Raw genomic sequence first — 15,746 nt, forward strand, 5'->3', positions numbered from 1 at the left:
CCCGCGACGGCCGCACCGCACCGATGGGCAAGGCCCCCGCACGCGGCACATGGCGCCGCCTGCCACGACCGGCCCTCATCCTCGGCATCCCCGCCGTCGCCGCCCTGGGCTGGGCACTGCCCATCCTGGGCATCACCCTCCTCGGCTTCCTGCTCCTGGACGTCGCCGTCGGGCTCGTCCGGCGCATGCGTGCCGGCTGACCGACCGCGACACCGCAGCCGAAGGCCCGGGCCGGGAGAACACCTCCCGGCCCGGGGCCATTTCACCGGGCAATACATCCAGCGCGCCGCACGATGTGGCTGAGAGTGGCGAGTCGTCGGGTGGGTGGGTGCGGGTTCATCTCGCTCCCTTCGGTCGCAAAGACGCCGGCTGCGGACGGGGAGGGAGGGTGCCGGGTTTTCGCGGCGGTGTGCGGGTGGGTGCGTGGCGGGGGTTCAGGCGCCGGAGCGGGGTCCCTTTCCGGGGGTGTCTGTCTCGTTGCCGTCCGCGGGTAGAGATGGCTGGTTGCCACGCCCACCCTTCGTGGATGGCGCGCCCGCCGTAACCGGCGTCTGCGGGTAATTCCCCGACAGGCGACGGGCCCGGCGGGTGGTCTGCCGAGATCGGGCTCTGTTTCACCGAAATAGTCGGCGAAAGCGGGCCCGATGTCCCCCGGCCCAAAGATCGGGCTCTGTTCCGCCGACATGTTCGGCGAAAGCGAGCCCGATCTCTCCCGGCCCAGAGAACGGGCTCTCTTCCGCCATATATGTCGGTGAAAGCGAGCCCGATCTCCCACGCCCCGCCAGCACCCCGAATCAGTCGCAGACGCCGGTCACGGCGGGCGCGCCCACCACCCACCGATGGCGTGGAAGCGGTCATCTATACCCGCGGACGGCCATGAGACCCGCGCCACCGGAAACGCGACCCGCTCCGGCGCCTGAACCCCCGCCACGCACTCACCCGCACACCGCAGCGAAGTCCCAGACCGCCACCCTCCCCTCCGCAGCCGGCCGCTCTGCGACCGAAGGGAGCGAGACGGCGGGACAGCCGCACCACCCACCCGCACTCTCACCCACCCGCCCCGCACCGTGCCGCCCGAGTGCGTTCAGGGCGGTCCGGCATGTGGATCTCCCTGTCCCCGGGCGGCGCACCCCGTAGGCTGGCGCGTGCAGCTGGTTCGCCCCGTCCGCCAGGCGGGATGCGTCGCAAGAGGGAACCCGGTGGGAATCCGGGACTGCCCCGCAGCGGTGAGCGGGAACGACCGCCGTCATACGCACTGGGCGCGCACGCGTCCGGGAAGCGACGGCCAATAGGTGTCTGCACGTCAGACGTGCCCGTGAGTCCGAAGACCTGCCACTGCCCGTGCCCCGCGGCGGGGCGCGGTTCCACCGGGACCTCGTGGGCGGGTCGGCGGCGGCCTTCGCGTGCCGTACGCATCTCCCGTGCCGGGGTCCTTGCGAACTCGCGAAGGAGAGTTCCATGGCACTCACCCACATCGGTGCGACCCTCCACGGCTATCCGCGCCAGGGGCCCGATCGGGAGCTCAAGCGGGCCCTCGAGGGCTACTGGGCGGGCCGCGTCGCGGCGGACGACCTGATCGCGACCGCCGCGTCCGTCCGGGCCGGCGCCCGGCGCCAGATGCGCACGGCGGGCATCACCGAGATCCCGACCGGCGGCTTCTCCCTCTACGACCACGTCCTGGACACCGCCTGGGCGGTCGGCGCGGTCCCCGCGCGCTACCGCGCCGGCGGAGTGACGGAGCTGGACGCCTACTTCGCCGCCGCGCGCGGCACGGCCGAGCTGGCGCCGCTGGAGATGACCAAGTGGTTCGACACCAACTACCACTACCTGGTGCCCGAGGTGGGCCCCGGCACCGTCTTCACCCCCGACTCCCGCAAGCAGCTCGCCGAGTACGCCGAGGCCCGGCTCGAGGGACTGACCGCCCGTCCGGTGCTGCTGGGCCCGGTCAGCTTCCTGCTGCTGTCCAAGCCCGCACCCGGCGCAGGCCCGGGCTTCACGCCGCTGGCACTGCTGGACCGGCTGCTGCCGGTGTACGCCTCCCTCCTGGCCGACCTGCGGGCCGTGGGCGTGGAATGGGTGCAGCTGGACGAGCCCGCACTGGTCCAGGACCAGCCGCGCGCCGTGCTCGACGCCACCGCCCGCGCCTACCGCGAGCTCACCGCAGCCGAGGACCGGCCGAAGCTGCTGGTCGCCACCTACTTCGACGCCCTCGGGGAGGCGCTGCCCGTTCTGGCGCAGTCCCCCGTCGAGGGACTGGCCCTGGACTTCACCGGCCCCGCCGCCGTGAACCTCGAAGCGCTCGCCGCCCTCGGCGGCCTGCCCGGCAAGCGACTGATCGCCGGGGTCGTCGACGGCCGCAACGTCTGGGCAGACGACCTGGAGGCCTCGCTCGCCACCCTGGCCACCCTGCTCGGCCTCACCGACCACCTCGACGTGGCGCCCTCGTGCTCCCTTCTCCACGTGCCCCTCGACCTCACGCTGGAACGCACCCTCGACCTGCAGGTCAGCCGCTGGCTCGCGTTCGCCCGGCAGAAGCTGGACGAGACCGTCACCCTGGCCCGGGCCCTGTCCGAGGGGCGTGAGGCCGTCGCCCCGCACCTCGCGGCGAGCCGGGCCGCCCGCGCCTCCCGCGCCGCCTCCGCCGTCACCCACGACCCCGCCGTACGGGCCCGCTGCGCGGCCACCGGGCCGGAGCACGCCCGCCGGCCGCAGGCGTACGCCGAGCGGGCCGCGGCGCAGCGGAACAGGCTCGCCCTGCCGCCGCTGCCGACGACGACCATCGGCTCGTTCCCGCAGACCTCCGACCTGCGCGCCGCCCGCGCCGCCCTGCGCGCGGGGACGCTGACGGCGGAGGAGTACGAGGAGCGGATCGCCGCCGAGATCCGCGAGGTCGTCGCCTTCCAGGAGAAGGCCGGCCTGGACGTCCTCGTCCACGGCGAACCCGAACGCAACGACATGGTGCAGTACTTCGCCGAGCGGCTGAACGGATTCCTCGTCACCCGGCACGGCTGGGTGCAGTCCTACGGGAGCCGTTACGTCAAGCCTCCCGTCCTTGTCGGTGACGTGTCCCGGCCCGCGCCGATGACGCTGCGCTGGACCTCCTACGCCCAGTCCCTCACCGGCAAGCCGGTCAAGGGCATGCTCACCGGCCCGGTCACGATGCTGGCCTGGTCCTTCGTCCGCGACGACCAGCCGCTCGCCGACACCGCCCGCCAGGTCGCCCTGGCCCTGCGCGACGAGGTCGCGGACCTGGAGGCGGCGGGGACCGCGATCGTCCAGGTCGACGAACCCGCCCTGCGCGAGAGCCTGCCGCTGCGGGCCGCCGCCCGCCCCGCCTACCTGGCGTGGGCCACCGAGGCCTTCCGCCTCGCCACCTCCGGGGTCCGCGCGGACACCCAGGTGCACACCCACATGTGCTACGCGGAGTTCGGGGAGATCCTGCCGGCCATCGAGGCCCTCGACGCCGACGTCATCAGCCTGGAGGCGGCCCGCTCGCACATGGAGATCGCCGGTGAGCTCGCCGCGGCGGGCTATCCCCGCGAGGCGGGCCCCGGGGTGTACGACATCCACTCGCCGCGGGTTCCCTCGGAATGGGAGATCTCCGACCTCCTCGACCGGGCGCTGCGGGCCCTGCCCGCCGAGCGGCTGTGGGTCAACCCCGACTGCGGTCTGAAGACCCGCGCCCCGGGCGAGGTCCGCGAGGCGCTGGAGAACCTCGTCGCCGCGGCCCGCCGGGTGCGGGGGTGACTGCGGTGGCCCCCCGGCACCGGACGCCCGCCGACTCGGCGGTCACGCTCGCCCACATCATGAGCGAGCACGACACCAACCTGTACGGGACCGTCCACGGCGGTGTCGTGATGAAGCTCGTCGACGACGCGGCCGCGGCGGCCGCGGCCCGCCACGCGTCGGGTCCCGCGGTCACCGTATCGGTGCAGGACATGACCTTCCTGCGTGCCGCCCACGCCGGTGACCTGCTCACCGTGCACGCCGTCGTCGAGCACGCCGGCCGCACCTCCATGGACGTCGGCGTCCGGGTCACGGCCGAACGCTGGGACACCCCCGGCCCGGCGGCCGACGTCGTGACGGCGCACCTGGTCTTCGTGGCCACGGGCGCCGACGGACGGCCGCGGCCGGTGGCGGAGCTCAGGCCGGCGTCGGCCGACGACGAGCGGCGGCAGGCCCGGGCGCTGCGGCGGCGTGCCCTGCGCGCGCGGCAGGCCGAGGCGGGCTGATCCGAGGGCCGGGCGGGCGGCGCCGGCCGCCGCTGCCCGACCGGCCCGCCCCGGACACGGCGCCCCTTCCCTCCCGGGAGGGGGCGCCTTGCCCGGGTCGTGGTGTTACGTATAACGTTCGCGCATGTCCCGTATCGCCCTGGTCACCCTCGTCGTCCGCGACCACGACGAGGCCATCGCCTTCTACACCGGCCCCCTCGGCTTCGAGCTCGTCGAGGACGAGCCGCGCCCCGGCGGCGGCCGGTGGGTCGTCGTGCGGCCGCCCGGCGGCGACGCCGCGGGCAGCGGTCTGGTGCTCGCCCGCGCCAAGAACGACGCGGAGCTGTCCCGGGTCGGTGACCAGACCGGGGGGCGGGTCGGCTTCTTCCTGCACACCGAGGACTTCGCGGGGGACTACGCGCGCATGCGCGCCGCGGGGGTGACCTTCCTGGAGGAGCCCCGCCACGAGGCGTACGGCTCGGTCGTCGTCTTCCAGGACCCGTACGGGAACCGCTGGGACCTCCTCCAGCCCGCCGGTCCCACCGCCACCACCGACCAGGAGCACACCGCGTGACCACGACCACGCCCGACACCGACCTGATCCGCCGGCTGCCGAAGGCCGTCCTCCACGACCACCTGGACGGCGGCCTGCGCCCGGCCACCCTGGTCGAACTCGCCGCGGAGATCGGCCACCCCCTGCCCGCCACCGACCCCGGCGAGCTGGCCGCCTGGTACTACGCCGCCGCCAACTCCGGCGACCTGGTCCGCTACATCGCCACCTTCGAGCACACCATCGCCGTGATGGGCACCCGCGAGGGCCTGCTGCGCGTCGCCGAGGAGTACGTGCTGGACCTCGCCGCCGACGGTGTCGTCTACGGCGAGGTGCGCTACGCGCCCGAACTGCTGGTGCACCGGGGCCTGACCCTGGCCGAGGTCGTCGAGACCGTCCAGGAGGGCCTGGCCGCCGGCATGGCGAAGGCCGCCGCCGCGGGCACGCCGGTCCGCGTGGGGACGCTGCTGTGCGCGATGCGCATGACCGACCGCAGCCGTGAGGTCGCCGGCCTCGCCGTCGCCTACCGCGACGCGGGCGTCGTCGGCTTTGACATCGCCGGCGCCGAGGACGGCTTCCCGCCCGCCGACCACCTCGCCGCCTTCGAGTACCTGCGCCGCGAGAACGTGCCCTTCACCATCCACGCGGGCGAGGCACACGGCCTGCCCAGCATCCACCAGGCGGTACAGGTCTGCGGCGCGCTCCGGATCGGCCACGGCGTCCGGCTCGCCGAGGACATCGTGGACGGCAAGCTCGGCCGCCTCGCGGGCTGGATACGCGACCGCCGCATCGCGCTGGAGGTCTGCCCGACCTCCAACCTCCAGACGGGCGCCGCCACCTCCATCGCGGAGCACCCCATCACCCTCCTGCGCGACCTCGGCTTCCGCGTCACCCTCAACACCGACAACCGGCTGGTCTCGGCGACGACCCTGACCCGCGAGATGGAACTCCTCGTCACCGAGGCGGGCTGGACGGTCGAGGACCTGCGCGAGGTGACCGTCAACGCGCTCAAGAGCGCCTTCATCCCCTTCGACGAGCGGAACGCGCTCATCAGCGACGTCGTCCTGCCGGGCTACGAGACGGTGCTCGCCGCGGGACGCTGACCGACGACGACGGCGGTACCGGGCCGGGCCCCGGTCCGGCACCGCCGTTGCGCGTGCGTCCCGTCATCGACCTCTTGGGGCCGCCTGTTCCGGATGTCCGCGGAGCGCGGCGGGAGCGTTCCATCCGCTCCGTCCGCCCGGTGCGCCGGCGTCCGGGTCGCTCTTGACGCCGCCGGGCCCCGTGCGAATGATGGCGATCACCCGCCCGTCCGCAGGCAGCCCCAGGGGGGATCCGCCACGTGACCCGTGCGCACCGCCGTCCTCGTACCGTCCTCGCCATGGGCGCCGAGGCCCGCGAGACCGTCCTCACCGCCGCGGCGCTCGAACGCCTCTCCCGTGTCGCCCGCGTCGATCCGGCCCTGCTCGTCGTGGACTTCGGCGACCCCGCCGTGGCGGAGCCGCTCGCCGAGGCCGAAGTGCTCCTCACCGGCTGGGGCTGCCCACCCCTGGACGCGGCGGCGCTGGCCCGCATGCCCGGGCTGCGCGGGGTCGTCCACGCCGCAGGATCGGTCAAGCACCACATCACCGACGCCGTCTGGCAGCGCGGCATCCCGGTCTCCTCCGCGGCCGCGGCCAACGCCCTTCCGGTGGCCGAGTACACCGTCGCGGCCGTCCTCTTCTCCAACAAGCGCGTCCTGGCCTCGGCGCGGGCCTACCGGGAGGCCCGCCACCGGGTGCCGCCGACCGCCGTGTCACCCGACGTCGGCAACTACCGCCGCACCGTCGGCGTCGTGGGTGCCTCCCGCATCGGGCGCCGGGTCGTCGAGCTGCTGCGCCCCTTCGACCTGCGCCTGCTCGTCCACGACCCCTACCTCGACCCCGGGGAGGCGGTCGCGCTCGGCGTGGAACCGGTGGAGCTGGACCGGCTGTGCCGGCTCAGCGACGTCGTCACCGTGCACGCCCCCGAACTGCCGGAGACCCGGCACCTCTTCGACTCCCGGCGGCTCGCGCTGCTCAGGGACGGGGCCACGCTGATCAACACCTCGCGCGGCTCGCTGGTCGACACCGCCGCGCTCACCCGGGAACTGGTCTCCGGCCGGCTGCACGCCGTCCTCGACGTCACCGACCCCGAGCCCCTGCCCGCCGACTCGCCGCTCTACGAGTTGCCGAACGTCCTGCTGACGCCGCACGTCGCCGGATCGCTCGGCAACGAGCTGACCCGGCTCGCCGACACCGCGATCGAGGAGATCGAACGCCTCGCCCACGGTGTGCCGTTCGCCCACGCCGTCCACCCCGACACCCTCGGACGCTCCGCCTGAGAGAGGGCCGCACGGCCGTGCCCGGGCCCACCCCCGCCCGGATCGCGTGGCAGGAGGCGGGATTCGGCCTCTTCCCGCGCTTCAGCGCTCGGTCGACCTCGACCACCTCGACCTCGCCGAGGACCTGACGGGCGGCCGGCGGGTCCGGGAACACGCCCGTCGACGCCGGCGCGGCCCTGCGCCGCGTCACGGGCTTCCGCACGGGGTGCGAGACGGGACCGGAGCCCCTCAGGTACGGCCGGTGCCGCGGTAGAGGTCGATTTCGCCGTCGAGTTCGAGGGCGAGCACGGTGGCATACGGGTCCAGCCCGCCCAGGGCCGGTGCGTCGATCCAGGTGACCCCGGGGACCTCGTGGAGCCCGCCGACCACCTGGTGGTCCAGCTCGGCGCCCGTGCCGACCACCGAGACACGGCGGATCCGGTTGCGCAGCCCCCGTACCGCGATGGTCTCGCGCGGGGCGTCGAAGCACACCAGGTACAGGGTGCGGCGGTCGGCGGACAGGGTGCTGGGGCCGTAGTGGTGCCCGGCCGGCAGGCCGGCGACGGTGCCGTACACGGCGTCGGCGTGGCCGCGGATCCAGTCGCCGAGCCCTTCCAGGCGCGCGGTCTGCTCCGGGGTGATGGTGCCGTCCTCGCGGGGGCCGACGTCCAGCAGCAGATTGCCGCCCGCGCCGATCGTCTCGGCGAAGTAGCGGACCAGCTGGCGCACCGACTTGTGCCGGTGGTCGGCGTGCTGGAAGCCCCAGGAGTCGTTCACGGTCAGGCACAGCTCCCACGGTCCGGCCGGGGGCTCGACGGGGATGCCCTGCTCGGGGGTGGCGTAGTCGCCGTGGCTCAGCATGCGCGCGTTGAGGACCGTCTCAGGGTTCCCGGCGAGGATCCGCGCGGCCAGCGCGTCCAGGCCCCACTGCTCCTCGCTGCGCTCCCACTCGCCGTCGAACCACAACAGATCGGGGCGGAAGCGGTCGACCAGCTCCCCGACCTGGGCGTCGCGGTAGGCGAGGTACCGCTTCCAGGCGGCCGGGTCCTCCTTGCCGTCGGCCGGGACGACGAAGCGGTTCGTCGCCACGTCCTCCATCGGCGGGTCGGGGTGGACGACGCTGGCGTAGTCCGGGTGGTTCCAGTCCGAGTGGGAGTAGTACAGGCCGACCTTGAGGCCCTGTTCGCGCAGCGCCTCGGCGTACGGGGCGATCAGGTCGCGTCCGGCCGGGGCGCGCCGGACGACCGACAGGTCGCCCTGCGCGGTGTCCCACAGGGCGACGCCGTCGTGGTGCCGGGCGGTGAGCACGGCGTACCGGGCGCCCGCGCGGGAGAAGAGCCGGGCCCAGGCGCCCGGGTCGTAGTGCGCGGCGGTGAAACCGTCGAGCTGGCGCATGTAGCGCTCGTGGGGGACCTCGCCGTGGTAGAAGGCCCAGGACTCGGGGACGCCGTCGACCGCGTAGATCCCGTAGTGGACGAAGATGCCGAGCTTGGCGTCGGCGAACCACGGCTGCAGGGGCATTGCTGACGCTTCCTCGGGGTGCGGGGGTGTTCGATGAACGGGTGCGGCGATACGTCGGAGGAGTCCTGTCTTCCGCCCCGACCCTAAGGGGAAGCGGGGTGACTGACAAGAAATACCTCCGATGTATCGCCGCGTTCGCTCTCCCGCGGCCCCTACTTCACGGAGCCGGCCATGACCCCCTGCACGAAGTGCCGCTGGAAGGCGAAGAAGACCACCAGCGGAACGATCAGCGACAGGAAGGCGCCCGGCGCCAGCACGTCGATGTTGGCGCCGAACTGCCGCATCTGCGACTGCAGGGCGACCGTGAGCGGCAGCGAGCCGCTGTCGGCGAAGATCAGCGCGACGAGCATGTCGTTCCACACCCACAGGAACTGGAAGATGGCCAGGCTCGCGATCGCCGGACGGCCCACCGGCAGCACCAGCTTGCGGAAGATCGTCCACTCCGTCCCGCCGTCCATGCGGGCGGCCTCCAGCATCTCGCGGGGGATCTCGGCGAAGTAGTTGCGCAGCAGGAAGATCGCGAACGGCAGCCCGTACGCCACGTGGAAGAGGACCACGCCCGCGGTCGTGCCGAACAGCCCCACCTCCCGGAACAGCCGGGCGACCGGCAGCAGCCCGATCTGCACGGGCACCACGAGCATGCCGACGACCACCAGGAAGACCCAGTCCCGCCCGGGGAACTCCAGCCAGGCGAAGGCGTATCCGGCCAGCGCGGCGAGAACCACCACGGCCGCCGTGGCGGGCACCGAGATCAGCACGGTGTTCCAGAACGCCCCGGTGAGCCCGCCGTCGCCGAGGATGGCCGTGTAGTTGTCGAAGGTCAGCGTGCCGGGGTGGAGCAGCGTCGTCCACCAGCCGGAGCCGGCGTTGTCGTCGGCGCTCCGCAGCGAGGCGAAGAACAGTCCCGCCGTCGGGGTGAGCCAGATCAGCGCGATGATCGTCAGCAGGGCCTGGACCAGACCGCCGCGCAGCGCCGCGACCAGCCGGCTCGCCGCGGAGGGGCGGCCGGGCCCGCCGGACGGCCTCCCGGGCGGGGTGGACGGGGCGGGGTGCGGAGCGGCGGTCTGCACGGTCATCGGTTGCTCCTGCGGAAGCGTCGGATGTTGAGGGCCATCGCGGGCAGCACCAGCAGCAGCAGGACGACGCCGATCGCGCTGCCCAGGCCCTGGTTGTTGCCGCCGCCGAAGGAGGCCAGCCACATCTGCAGCGCCAGGACGTTCGCGTCCTCCAGCACCGGGCCCGGAGCGATGATGTAGACGAGGTCGAAGACCTTCATCACGTTGATCACCAGCGTCACGAAGACCACGCCCAGCACGGGCGCGAGCAGCGGCACGGTGATCCTGCGGAAGATCTGCCACTCGCTCGCGCCGTCCATCCGGGCGGCCTCCAGCGTCTCGCGCGGCAGCGAGGAGAGCCCGGCGCCGATCAGCACCATCGAGAAACCGGTCCAGATCCACAGGTAGGCGCCGATGATCGCCGGCGTGACCAGTGTCGGACCGAGCCAGTCGATGCCCGCGTAGGGTTCCGCGAAGTTCTTCCCGGGCAGCCGGACGCCGTAGGGCCCGTCCCCGGCGTCCGGGAAGCGGAAGGAACCGTCGTCACCCGTGGTCGTGGTGGCGACGACCTTGTCGCCCTTGGTCAACTCGACCGCCATGCCCGGCAGTCCGCGCTCCTTGGGGTCCACGGCGCCGGGTGTGCCCCCGCCGCCCGGGACGAAGTCCAGGTAGACCACGCCGGTGACCGTGCCGTCGGAGACCTGCGCGGGTGCCGCCGGACGGGCCTGCTTCGGCAGGGACGCGGGCGGCAGGCCGACGAGGCCCAGCGTGACGTCCTTGCCCGGCTCGACCTGCGCGACCGCCTGGTAGCCGCCGTCGCCGGACTCCTTCATCACGTCCGTGCCGCGCGGCCGGGCGCCGGGGTAGGCGGAGGAGTCGCTGAAGGTGTCGTGGACGGCGACGGCGACCGCGTTCATGACGCCGCGCTGCGGGTCCTGGTCGTACACCAGGCGGAAGGTGATGCCCGCGGCGAGGAAGGAGACCGCCATCGGCATGAAGATCAGCAGCTTGAAGGCGGTGGCCCAGCGGATCTTCTCGGTGAGCACGGCGAGGATCAGGCCGACGCCGGTGAGCACCGCCGGCGCGGCCACGACCCAGATCGCCGTGTTGCGCACGGCCTTCAGCGAGGACGGGTCGGTGAACATCTCCTGGTAGTTGTCCAGGCCCACGAAGCGGTCGCCGCTCGCGTCGAACAGGCTGCGGCCGATCGAGTAGAGGATGGGATAGCCGACGAGGGCGCCGAGCAGGACGAGCGCCGGGAGCGCGAAGGCGATCGCCGTGATCCGGGCCCGGCGCGAACGCCGCCGGACGGCGGCCGGGGCGGTGCCGCCCGCCGGAGCGGACGGCACCTTGCGGGTGAGGGCGGACATGACCCGGCCTCAGCCCTTGTACGCCTTGGCGGCCGCGGCCTCGAGCTTCGCCGCGGTGGCCTTGGGGTCCGACGGGTCGCGCAGGAAGTCCTGGAGGATCTTCCACTCGCCCTTGCCGGGCGTGCCGCCGAAGGCGGGCGGCGTCTGGTCGGACATGTCGAAGCGCACGGTGTCGCCGGCGTCGACCAGGGACTTGGCGGCGGTGCGCAGGGTGTCGTCCGCGTAGGAGGCCGGGTCCAGCTTGGTGTTGGGGGACAGGAAGCCACCCGACTTCGCCCAGATCTCCGCGGCCTCGGGGGTGGCCATGTAGGCGATCAGCTCCATGGCGGCCTTGGCGTTCTTGCCGGACTTCAGCGCCACCGCGGCCTCGCCGCCGCCGACCACCGGGGCGGGGCCGCCGTCGACGGAGGGGAAGGGGAAGAACTTGGCGTCCTCGCCGACCTTGCCGCCCAGGTCACCCGAGATGACACCGCCGACGAAGTCGCCCTCGTAGACCATGCCGGCCTTGGGGGTCTTGCCGAAGACGTGGGCCACGGAGTCGGGGAAGCTGGTGCCCAGGGCGCCCTTGCGGCCGCCGGCGATCAGGTCGTCCTCCCCGAACAGCTTGGCCAGGGTGGTGAGCGCCTTGACGACGGTGGGGTCGCTCCAGGGGATCTCGTGCCGGGTCAGCTTGTCGTAGTTCTCCGGGCCGGCCTGGGAGAGGTAGACGTTCTCGAACCAGTCGGTGAGCGTCCAGCCGTCCGAACCGCCGATGGCGAAGGCGGGCAGGCCCGAGTCGGAGACCGCGCGCGCCGCGTCCAGCATCTCCTGGAAGGTCTTCGGCGGCTGCACACCGGCGGTGTCCAGCGCCTGCGGGCTGTACCAGACCGTCGACTTGTCGGACGTCTTGAAGTACAGGCCGTAGTAGGTGCCGTCGACGGTGCCGAAGGTCTGCCAGATCTTGGCGTAGTTCTGCTCCGCCGCGCCCTTCACGGCCGGGGACAGCGGCTGGAGCCAGCCCTTGCCCGCGAACTCCTTGAGCACGCCGGGCTGCGGCACCATCGCGACGTCGGGCGAGTCGCCGCCCTCGATCTTGCTGCCCAGGACGGTCGCGAAGTTGTCGCCGGTGGAGACGTAGGCGACCTTCGCCCCGGTCTTGGCGGTGAAGCCGTCCAGGACCTTCTGGAAGTTCTCCTGCTCGACGCCGGTCCAGACGGCCGCGACCGTCACCGTCTGGCCCTTGAGCTTCTGGCCGCCGGTCGACGGGCCGGAGTCGGAGGAGTCCTTGGCGTCACCGCCGCAGGCGGTGGTCGCGAGGGCCAGACCGCATATGGCGGTGGCCGCGACGAGGGTGCGCTTCATCGGGGTCGTGTCCCTTCCTCGGTGGGGTGGTGCGTGAACGGTCGTGCGTGAACGGTCAGCTCTGCGCCGGGTCGTGGACCCACCAGGCGGCGGTGTTGCCCGGGAGCAGCCCGGGCGGGCAGGTGGTGCTGGACAGCAGCGGCTGTCCCGGTACGGGGGCGGGGACGGGCTCCTCGCCGAAGTTGACGGCGCAGACCAGGCCCTCGCCGCGGACGAAGGCGAGCACGCCGGGCGGCGCCTCCAGCCAGCGCAGCGTGCCCTCGCCGAGCTGGGGCAGCCGGGCGCGCAGGCCGAGCGCGTCCCGGTACAGGTGCCAGAAGGACCCGGTGTCCAGCAGCGCGCGGTCGGCGCTGTGTTCGGCGAACCAGGCCGGCTGCGGCAGCCACGGCCGGGCCGTGCTGCCCTCGGCGGTGAAGCCGAACGGCGAGGCGTGGCCCGACCAGGGCAGCGGCACCCGGCAGCCGTCCCGGACGAAGCGCCGGCTGCCGGTGCGGTGGAAGATCGGGTCGGTCAGCACCTCGTCCGGCAGGTCCACGACCTCCGGCAGCCCGAGCTCCTCGCCCTGGTAGACGTACGCGGCCCCGGGCAGCGCCAGCATCAGCAGCGCGGCGGCGCGGGCCCGGGCGGCGCCGAGGTGGCCGGCGGCTCCTGCCTCCACGCCGCCGCCCGCGTACCGGGTCACGGTCCTGACCTGGTCGTGGTTGTTGAGCACCCAGGTGACGGTGGAGCCGGTCCCGGCGATGTCGCGCAGCGCCTCGGCGATGGTCGTCCGGAACGCCGGCGCGCTCCAGGGCGCGCTCAGCAGATGGAAGAAGAAGGCCTGGTGGAGCTCGTCGGGGCGGACGTAGCGGGCCTGTTCGGCCGGGGTGGGCACGGAGACCTCGCCGACCAGCAGGCGTTCACGTCCGTCGCGTGCGGTGTACTCCTCGCAGATCGCCCGCCACCGCCGCCACACGCCGTGCACCTCGGGGCGGTTCCAGGCCAGCGGGTTGACCGAGTCGCGGGTCCGCTCGTCCGCCTCCGGATCGGGGGAGTCGGGCAGCTCGGGGTGCTTGAACAGGCCGGCTGCGACGTCGATCCGGAAGCCGTCGACGCCCCGGTCCAGCCAGAAGCGCAGGACGTGCTCGAAGTGCTCCCCGACGCGCGGGTGGCGCCAGTTGAGGTCGGGCTGCTCCGGGGTGAACAGGTGGAGGTACCACTGCCCCGGCCGGCCGTCGGGCTCGGTCACCCGGGACCAGGCGGACCCGCCGAACATCGCCCGCCAGTTGTTGGGCGGCAGCTCGCCGTGCTCGCCGCGTCCGTCGGCGAAGTGGAACAGCGACCGCGAGGCGCCGCCGGGCCCCTCCGCCAGTGCCCGGCGGAACCACGGGTGCGCGCTGGAGCAGTGGTTGGGGACGATGTCGACGACGGTGCGCAGGCCCAGCCGGTGCGCGTCGGCGACCAGGCGGTCGAACTCGGCGAGGTCGCCGTAGACCGGGTCGACGGCCGTGTAGTCGGCGACGTCGTAGCCGTGGTCGTGCTGCGGCGAGGGGTAGAAGGGGCTCAGCCAGATGCCGTCGACGCCCAGCTTGCGCAGGTAGGGCAGGCCCGCCCGGACGCCCGCCAGGTCCCCGACACCGTCGCCGGTGCTGTCCAGGAAGCTGCGCACATAGACCTGGTAGACCACCGCGTCGCGCCACCAGGGCCGTACGGCGGTGAGTGCGGGGGAGGGGGCGGCGGCGGTGGAGGAACCGTCCTCCAGAGGGGCTGTGAACACCCGTCACCATCCTGACTGCGGGCGCGCGGACGGGCACTGAGCGCCGCGCGGGGTGGCTCGTTATACATGCATGTTAAGTAGTCATGTCCGGAGAGTGTCAACGGAACTGCCGATAGACGGCGCTTGCTGAGCCGATTTGTGTGCTTAACGCCGAAGGCTTGAGGCGTCGCGGCGTGCCGGGAGCCTGGTTCGGATACCTAACATGTAAGTAGGAGATACTCCACGGGAGAGAACCGCGGGATCAGCGGTCCCGCACGATCTCCCGCAGCTCGCGGTCCAGCCGCGCGACGGCCTGCTCCGGCGTGGTGTGCAGCGCCAGCGCGTCCCGGCTGACCGCGGCCACCGCCAGGCTCACCTGCTCGTAGCGGGCGCTCTTCGGGCGCGGCATGGCCGCCTTGAGGCTCTGCTCGAGGACCGGCAGATACGGATAGCGGCGCACCAGCGCCGGGTCCTTGTACAGGTCCGCCCACACCGGCGGCAGCGAGCCCTCGGTGAGCACCTGGCGCTGCACGGGCTCACTCGTCATGTAGGCCATGAGGTCCGCGGCCGTACGCGGATGCCGCGAGTGCGCGTTGACGGCGAGGTTGGAGCCGCCCAGCACCCCGGCGCCCGGCCCGTTCGGCCCGGGCAGCGGCACCGCGCCGAAGCGCCCCGCGACCTTGGACCCCGGCGCGGAGGCGAGGTCGTACACATAGGGCCAGTTGCGCAGGAAGAGCAGCCGGCCGTCCTCGAAGGCCCGCCGCGACTCCTCCTCCTTGAACCGCAGCGCCTCGCGCGGGATCCAGCCCTCGCGCACCCCGCGCACCAGGAAGCCCAGCCCCTCGCGGGCCGCGGCGGAGTCCACGGTGACCCGGCTGCCCTCCCCGCCGAGGATGCCGCCCCCGGCCGACTGCACCGCCTCGGTGACGTTGACGGTCAGCCCCTCGTACGGCAGGAACTGCCCGGCGTAGCCGCCGATGCCGTACTTCGGGGCGAGGGTCTTCGCCTGCTGCTCCAACTCCGCCCAGGTGCGCGGCGGTGCCAGGTGCTCCCGGTCGAGGATGTCCTTGCGGTAGTAGAGCAGTCCGCTGTTGGTGACATAGGGCACGGCGTACTGCCGTCCGTGGAAGGTGGCGGTCTCCACCACCGAGTCCAGCAGCCGGTTCATCGGCAGGCCGCGCGGGTCGACCGGGGCGATCCAGCCCGCGCCGGCGAACTCCGAGGTCCATGCCACGTCGATGTTGAGCACGTCGAAGCGGTCGCTGCCGGAGCGCAGGCTGTCGGCCATCTGCGCGCGCACCTCGTCGGCGGCCTCGGGCAGTTCGACGAGGGTCGCCCTCTCCAGGGGGTGGGCGCGGTTCCAGCCGTCGAGCACATGCTGGAGGTAGCCGGTCAGATCACGGCCGGTCGCCAGGGTCACCGGGCCCCGGCCGGTCGCGCCGGGCGGGCCGTCGGCTGCGCGGGCGCCCGCGGAGGCGTACCCGGTCAGCAGCAGGGCAGCGGAGAGCAGGGCTCTGCCCGCGGCCCGCGCCCAGCGCATACGATCCTCCAGGTCCCGCCTCCGGCGACGGCGTCGTCGTCCGGAGGGACATGTATACCTGTTGGACATGCGCGATACTAGC

Annotated in this window: 11 protein-coding genes, 1 pseudogene and 1 riboswitch; of the genes and pseudogenes, 6 read left to right on the top strand and 6 right to left on the bottom strand. The window is 73.1% G+C overall.

Annotated elements, in window-relative coordinates:
* From AB0F62_RS06900 to AB0F62_RS06925, 6 genes and pseudogenes are all read left to right on the top strand, one after another.
* Positions 1 to 200 (top strand): annotated as a pseudogene (locus tag AB0F62_RS06900) (PepSY domain-containing protein); the annotation flags it as partial.
* A gap of 952 nt (positions 201 to 1,152) precedes the next feature.
* A riboswitch (cobalamin riboswitch) is annotated at positions 1,153 to 1,335 on the top strand.
* A gap of 123 nt (positions 1,336 to 1,458) precedes the next feature.
* Entirely contained in the window at positions 1,459 to 3,747 is a 2,289-nt protein-coding gene (metE, locus tag AB0F62_RS06905; RefSeq protein WP_361792976.1) for a 5-methyltetrahydropteroyltriglutamate--homocysteine S-methyltransferase, read from the top strand.
* A 59-nt stretch (positions 3,748 to 3,806) separates the two neighbouring features.
* Complete coding sequence (locus tag AB0F62_RS06910; RefSeq protein WP_361792978.1) at positions 3,807 to 4,232, top strand: acyl-CoA thioesterase; 426 nt, start codon at positions 3,807 to 3,809, stop codon at positions 4,230 to 4,232.
* Positions 4,233 to 4,356: 124 nt separating this feature from the next.
* Complete coding sequence (locus AB0F62_RS06915; protein WP_361792980.1) at positions 4,357 to 4,785, top strand: VOC family protein; 429 nt, start codon at positions 4,357 to 4,359, stop codon at positions 4,783 to 4,785.
* Positions 4,782 to 5,864 carry an adenosine deaminase gene (locus AB0F62_RS06920; protein ID WP_361792982.1) on the top strand — a complete coding sequence of 361 codons (1,083 nt, stop codon included), beginning with the start codon at positions 4,782 to 4,784 and terminating at the stop codon, positions 5,862 to 5,864. Before AB0F62_RS06915 ends, AB0F62_RS06920 begins: the two co-directional genes overlap by 4 nt.
* A 278-nt stretch (positions 5,865 to 6,142) precedes the next feature.
* Positions 6,143 to 7,123 (top strand): hydroxyacid dehydrogenase, encoded by a 981-nt coding sequence (locus tag AB0F62_RS06925; RefSeq protein ID WP_361793431.1) that lies wholly within the window; start codon positions 6,143 to 6,145, stop codon positions 7,121 to 7,123.
* Between the two features lie 228 nt (positions 7,124 to 7,351).
* Here AB0F62_RS06925 and AB0F62_RS06930 read toward each other — a convergent pair whose 3' ends face one another.
* The 6 genes from AB0F62_RS06930 to AB0F62_RS06955 all read right to left on the bottom strand — a co-directional run bounded on the left by AB0F62_RS06930 (position 7,352) and on the right by AB0F62_RS06955 (position 15,664).
* Positions 7,352 to 8,674: an alpha-L-fucosidase gene (locus AB0F62_RS06930; RefSeq protein ID WP_361793434.1), complete on the bottom strand. Its 1,323-nt coding sequence runs from the start codon at positions 8,672 to 8,674 to the stop codon at positions 7,352 to 7,354.
* 101 nt (positions 8,675 to 8,775) lie between these two features.
* Positions 8,776 to 9,699, bottom strand: a complete 924-nt coding sequence (locus AB0F62_RS06935; protein ID WP_361792984.1) for a carbohydrate ABC transporter permease — start codon at positions 9,697 to 9,699, stop codon at positions 8,776 to 8,778.
* Complete coding sequence (locus tag AB0F62_RS06940; protein WP_361792986.1) at positions 9,696 to 11,048, bottom strand: ABC transporter permease subunit; 1,353 nt, start codon at positions 11,046 to 11,048, stop codon at positions 9,696 to 9,698. The genes AB0F62_RS06935 and AB0F62_RS06940 overlap by 4 nt, the downstream gene beginning before the upstream one ends.
* 9 nt (positions 11,049 to 11,057) lie before the next feature.
* On the bottom strand, positions 11,058 to 12,389 hold the full coding sequence (locus AB0F62_RS06945; RefSeq protein ID WP_361792988.1) for an ABC transporter substrate-binding protein: 1,332 nt from the start codon (positions 12,387 to 12,389) through the stop codon (positions 11,058 to 11,060).
* A 55-nt stretch (positions 12,390 to 12,444) separates the two neighbouring features.
* Positions 12,445 to 14,130, bottom strand: coding sequence for a glycoside hydrolase family 13 protein (locus AB0F62_RS06950; RefSeq protein WP_361793437.1), 1,686 nt, complete (start codon positions 14,128 to 14,130; stop codon positions 12,445 to 12,447).
* A 256-nt stretch (positions 14,131 to 14,386) separates the two neighbouring features.
* Positions 14,387 to 15,664, bottom strand: coding sequence for an ABC transporter substrate-binding protein (locus tag AB0F62_RS06955; protein WP_361792990.1), 1,278 nt, complete (start codon positions 15,662 to 15,664; stop codon positions 14,387 to 14,389).
* Between the last annotated feature and the right edge of the window lie 82 nt (positions 15,665 to 15,746).

Origin of the sequence: Streptomyces sp. NPDC026673 (assembly GCF_040638135.1) — a bacterium.
Classification (GTDB): Bacteria; Actinomycetota; Actinomycetes; order Streptomycetales; family Streptomycetaceae; genus Actinacidiphila.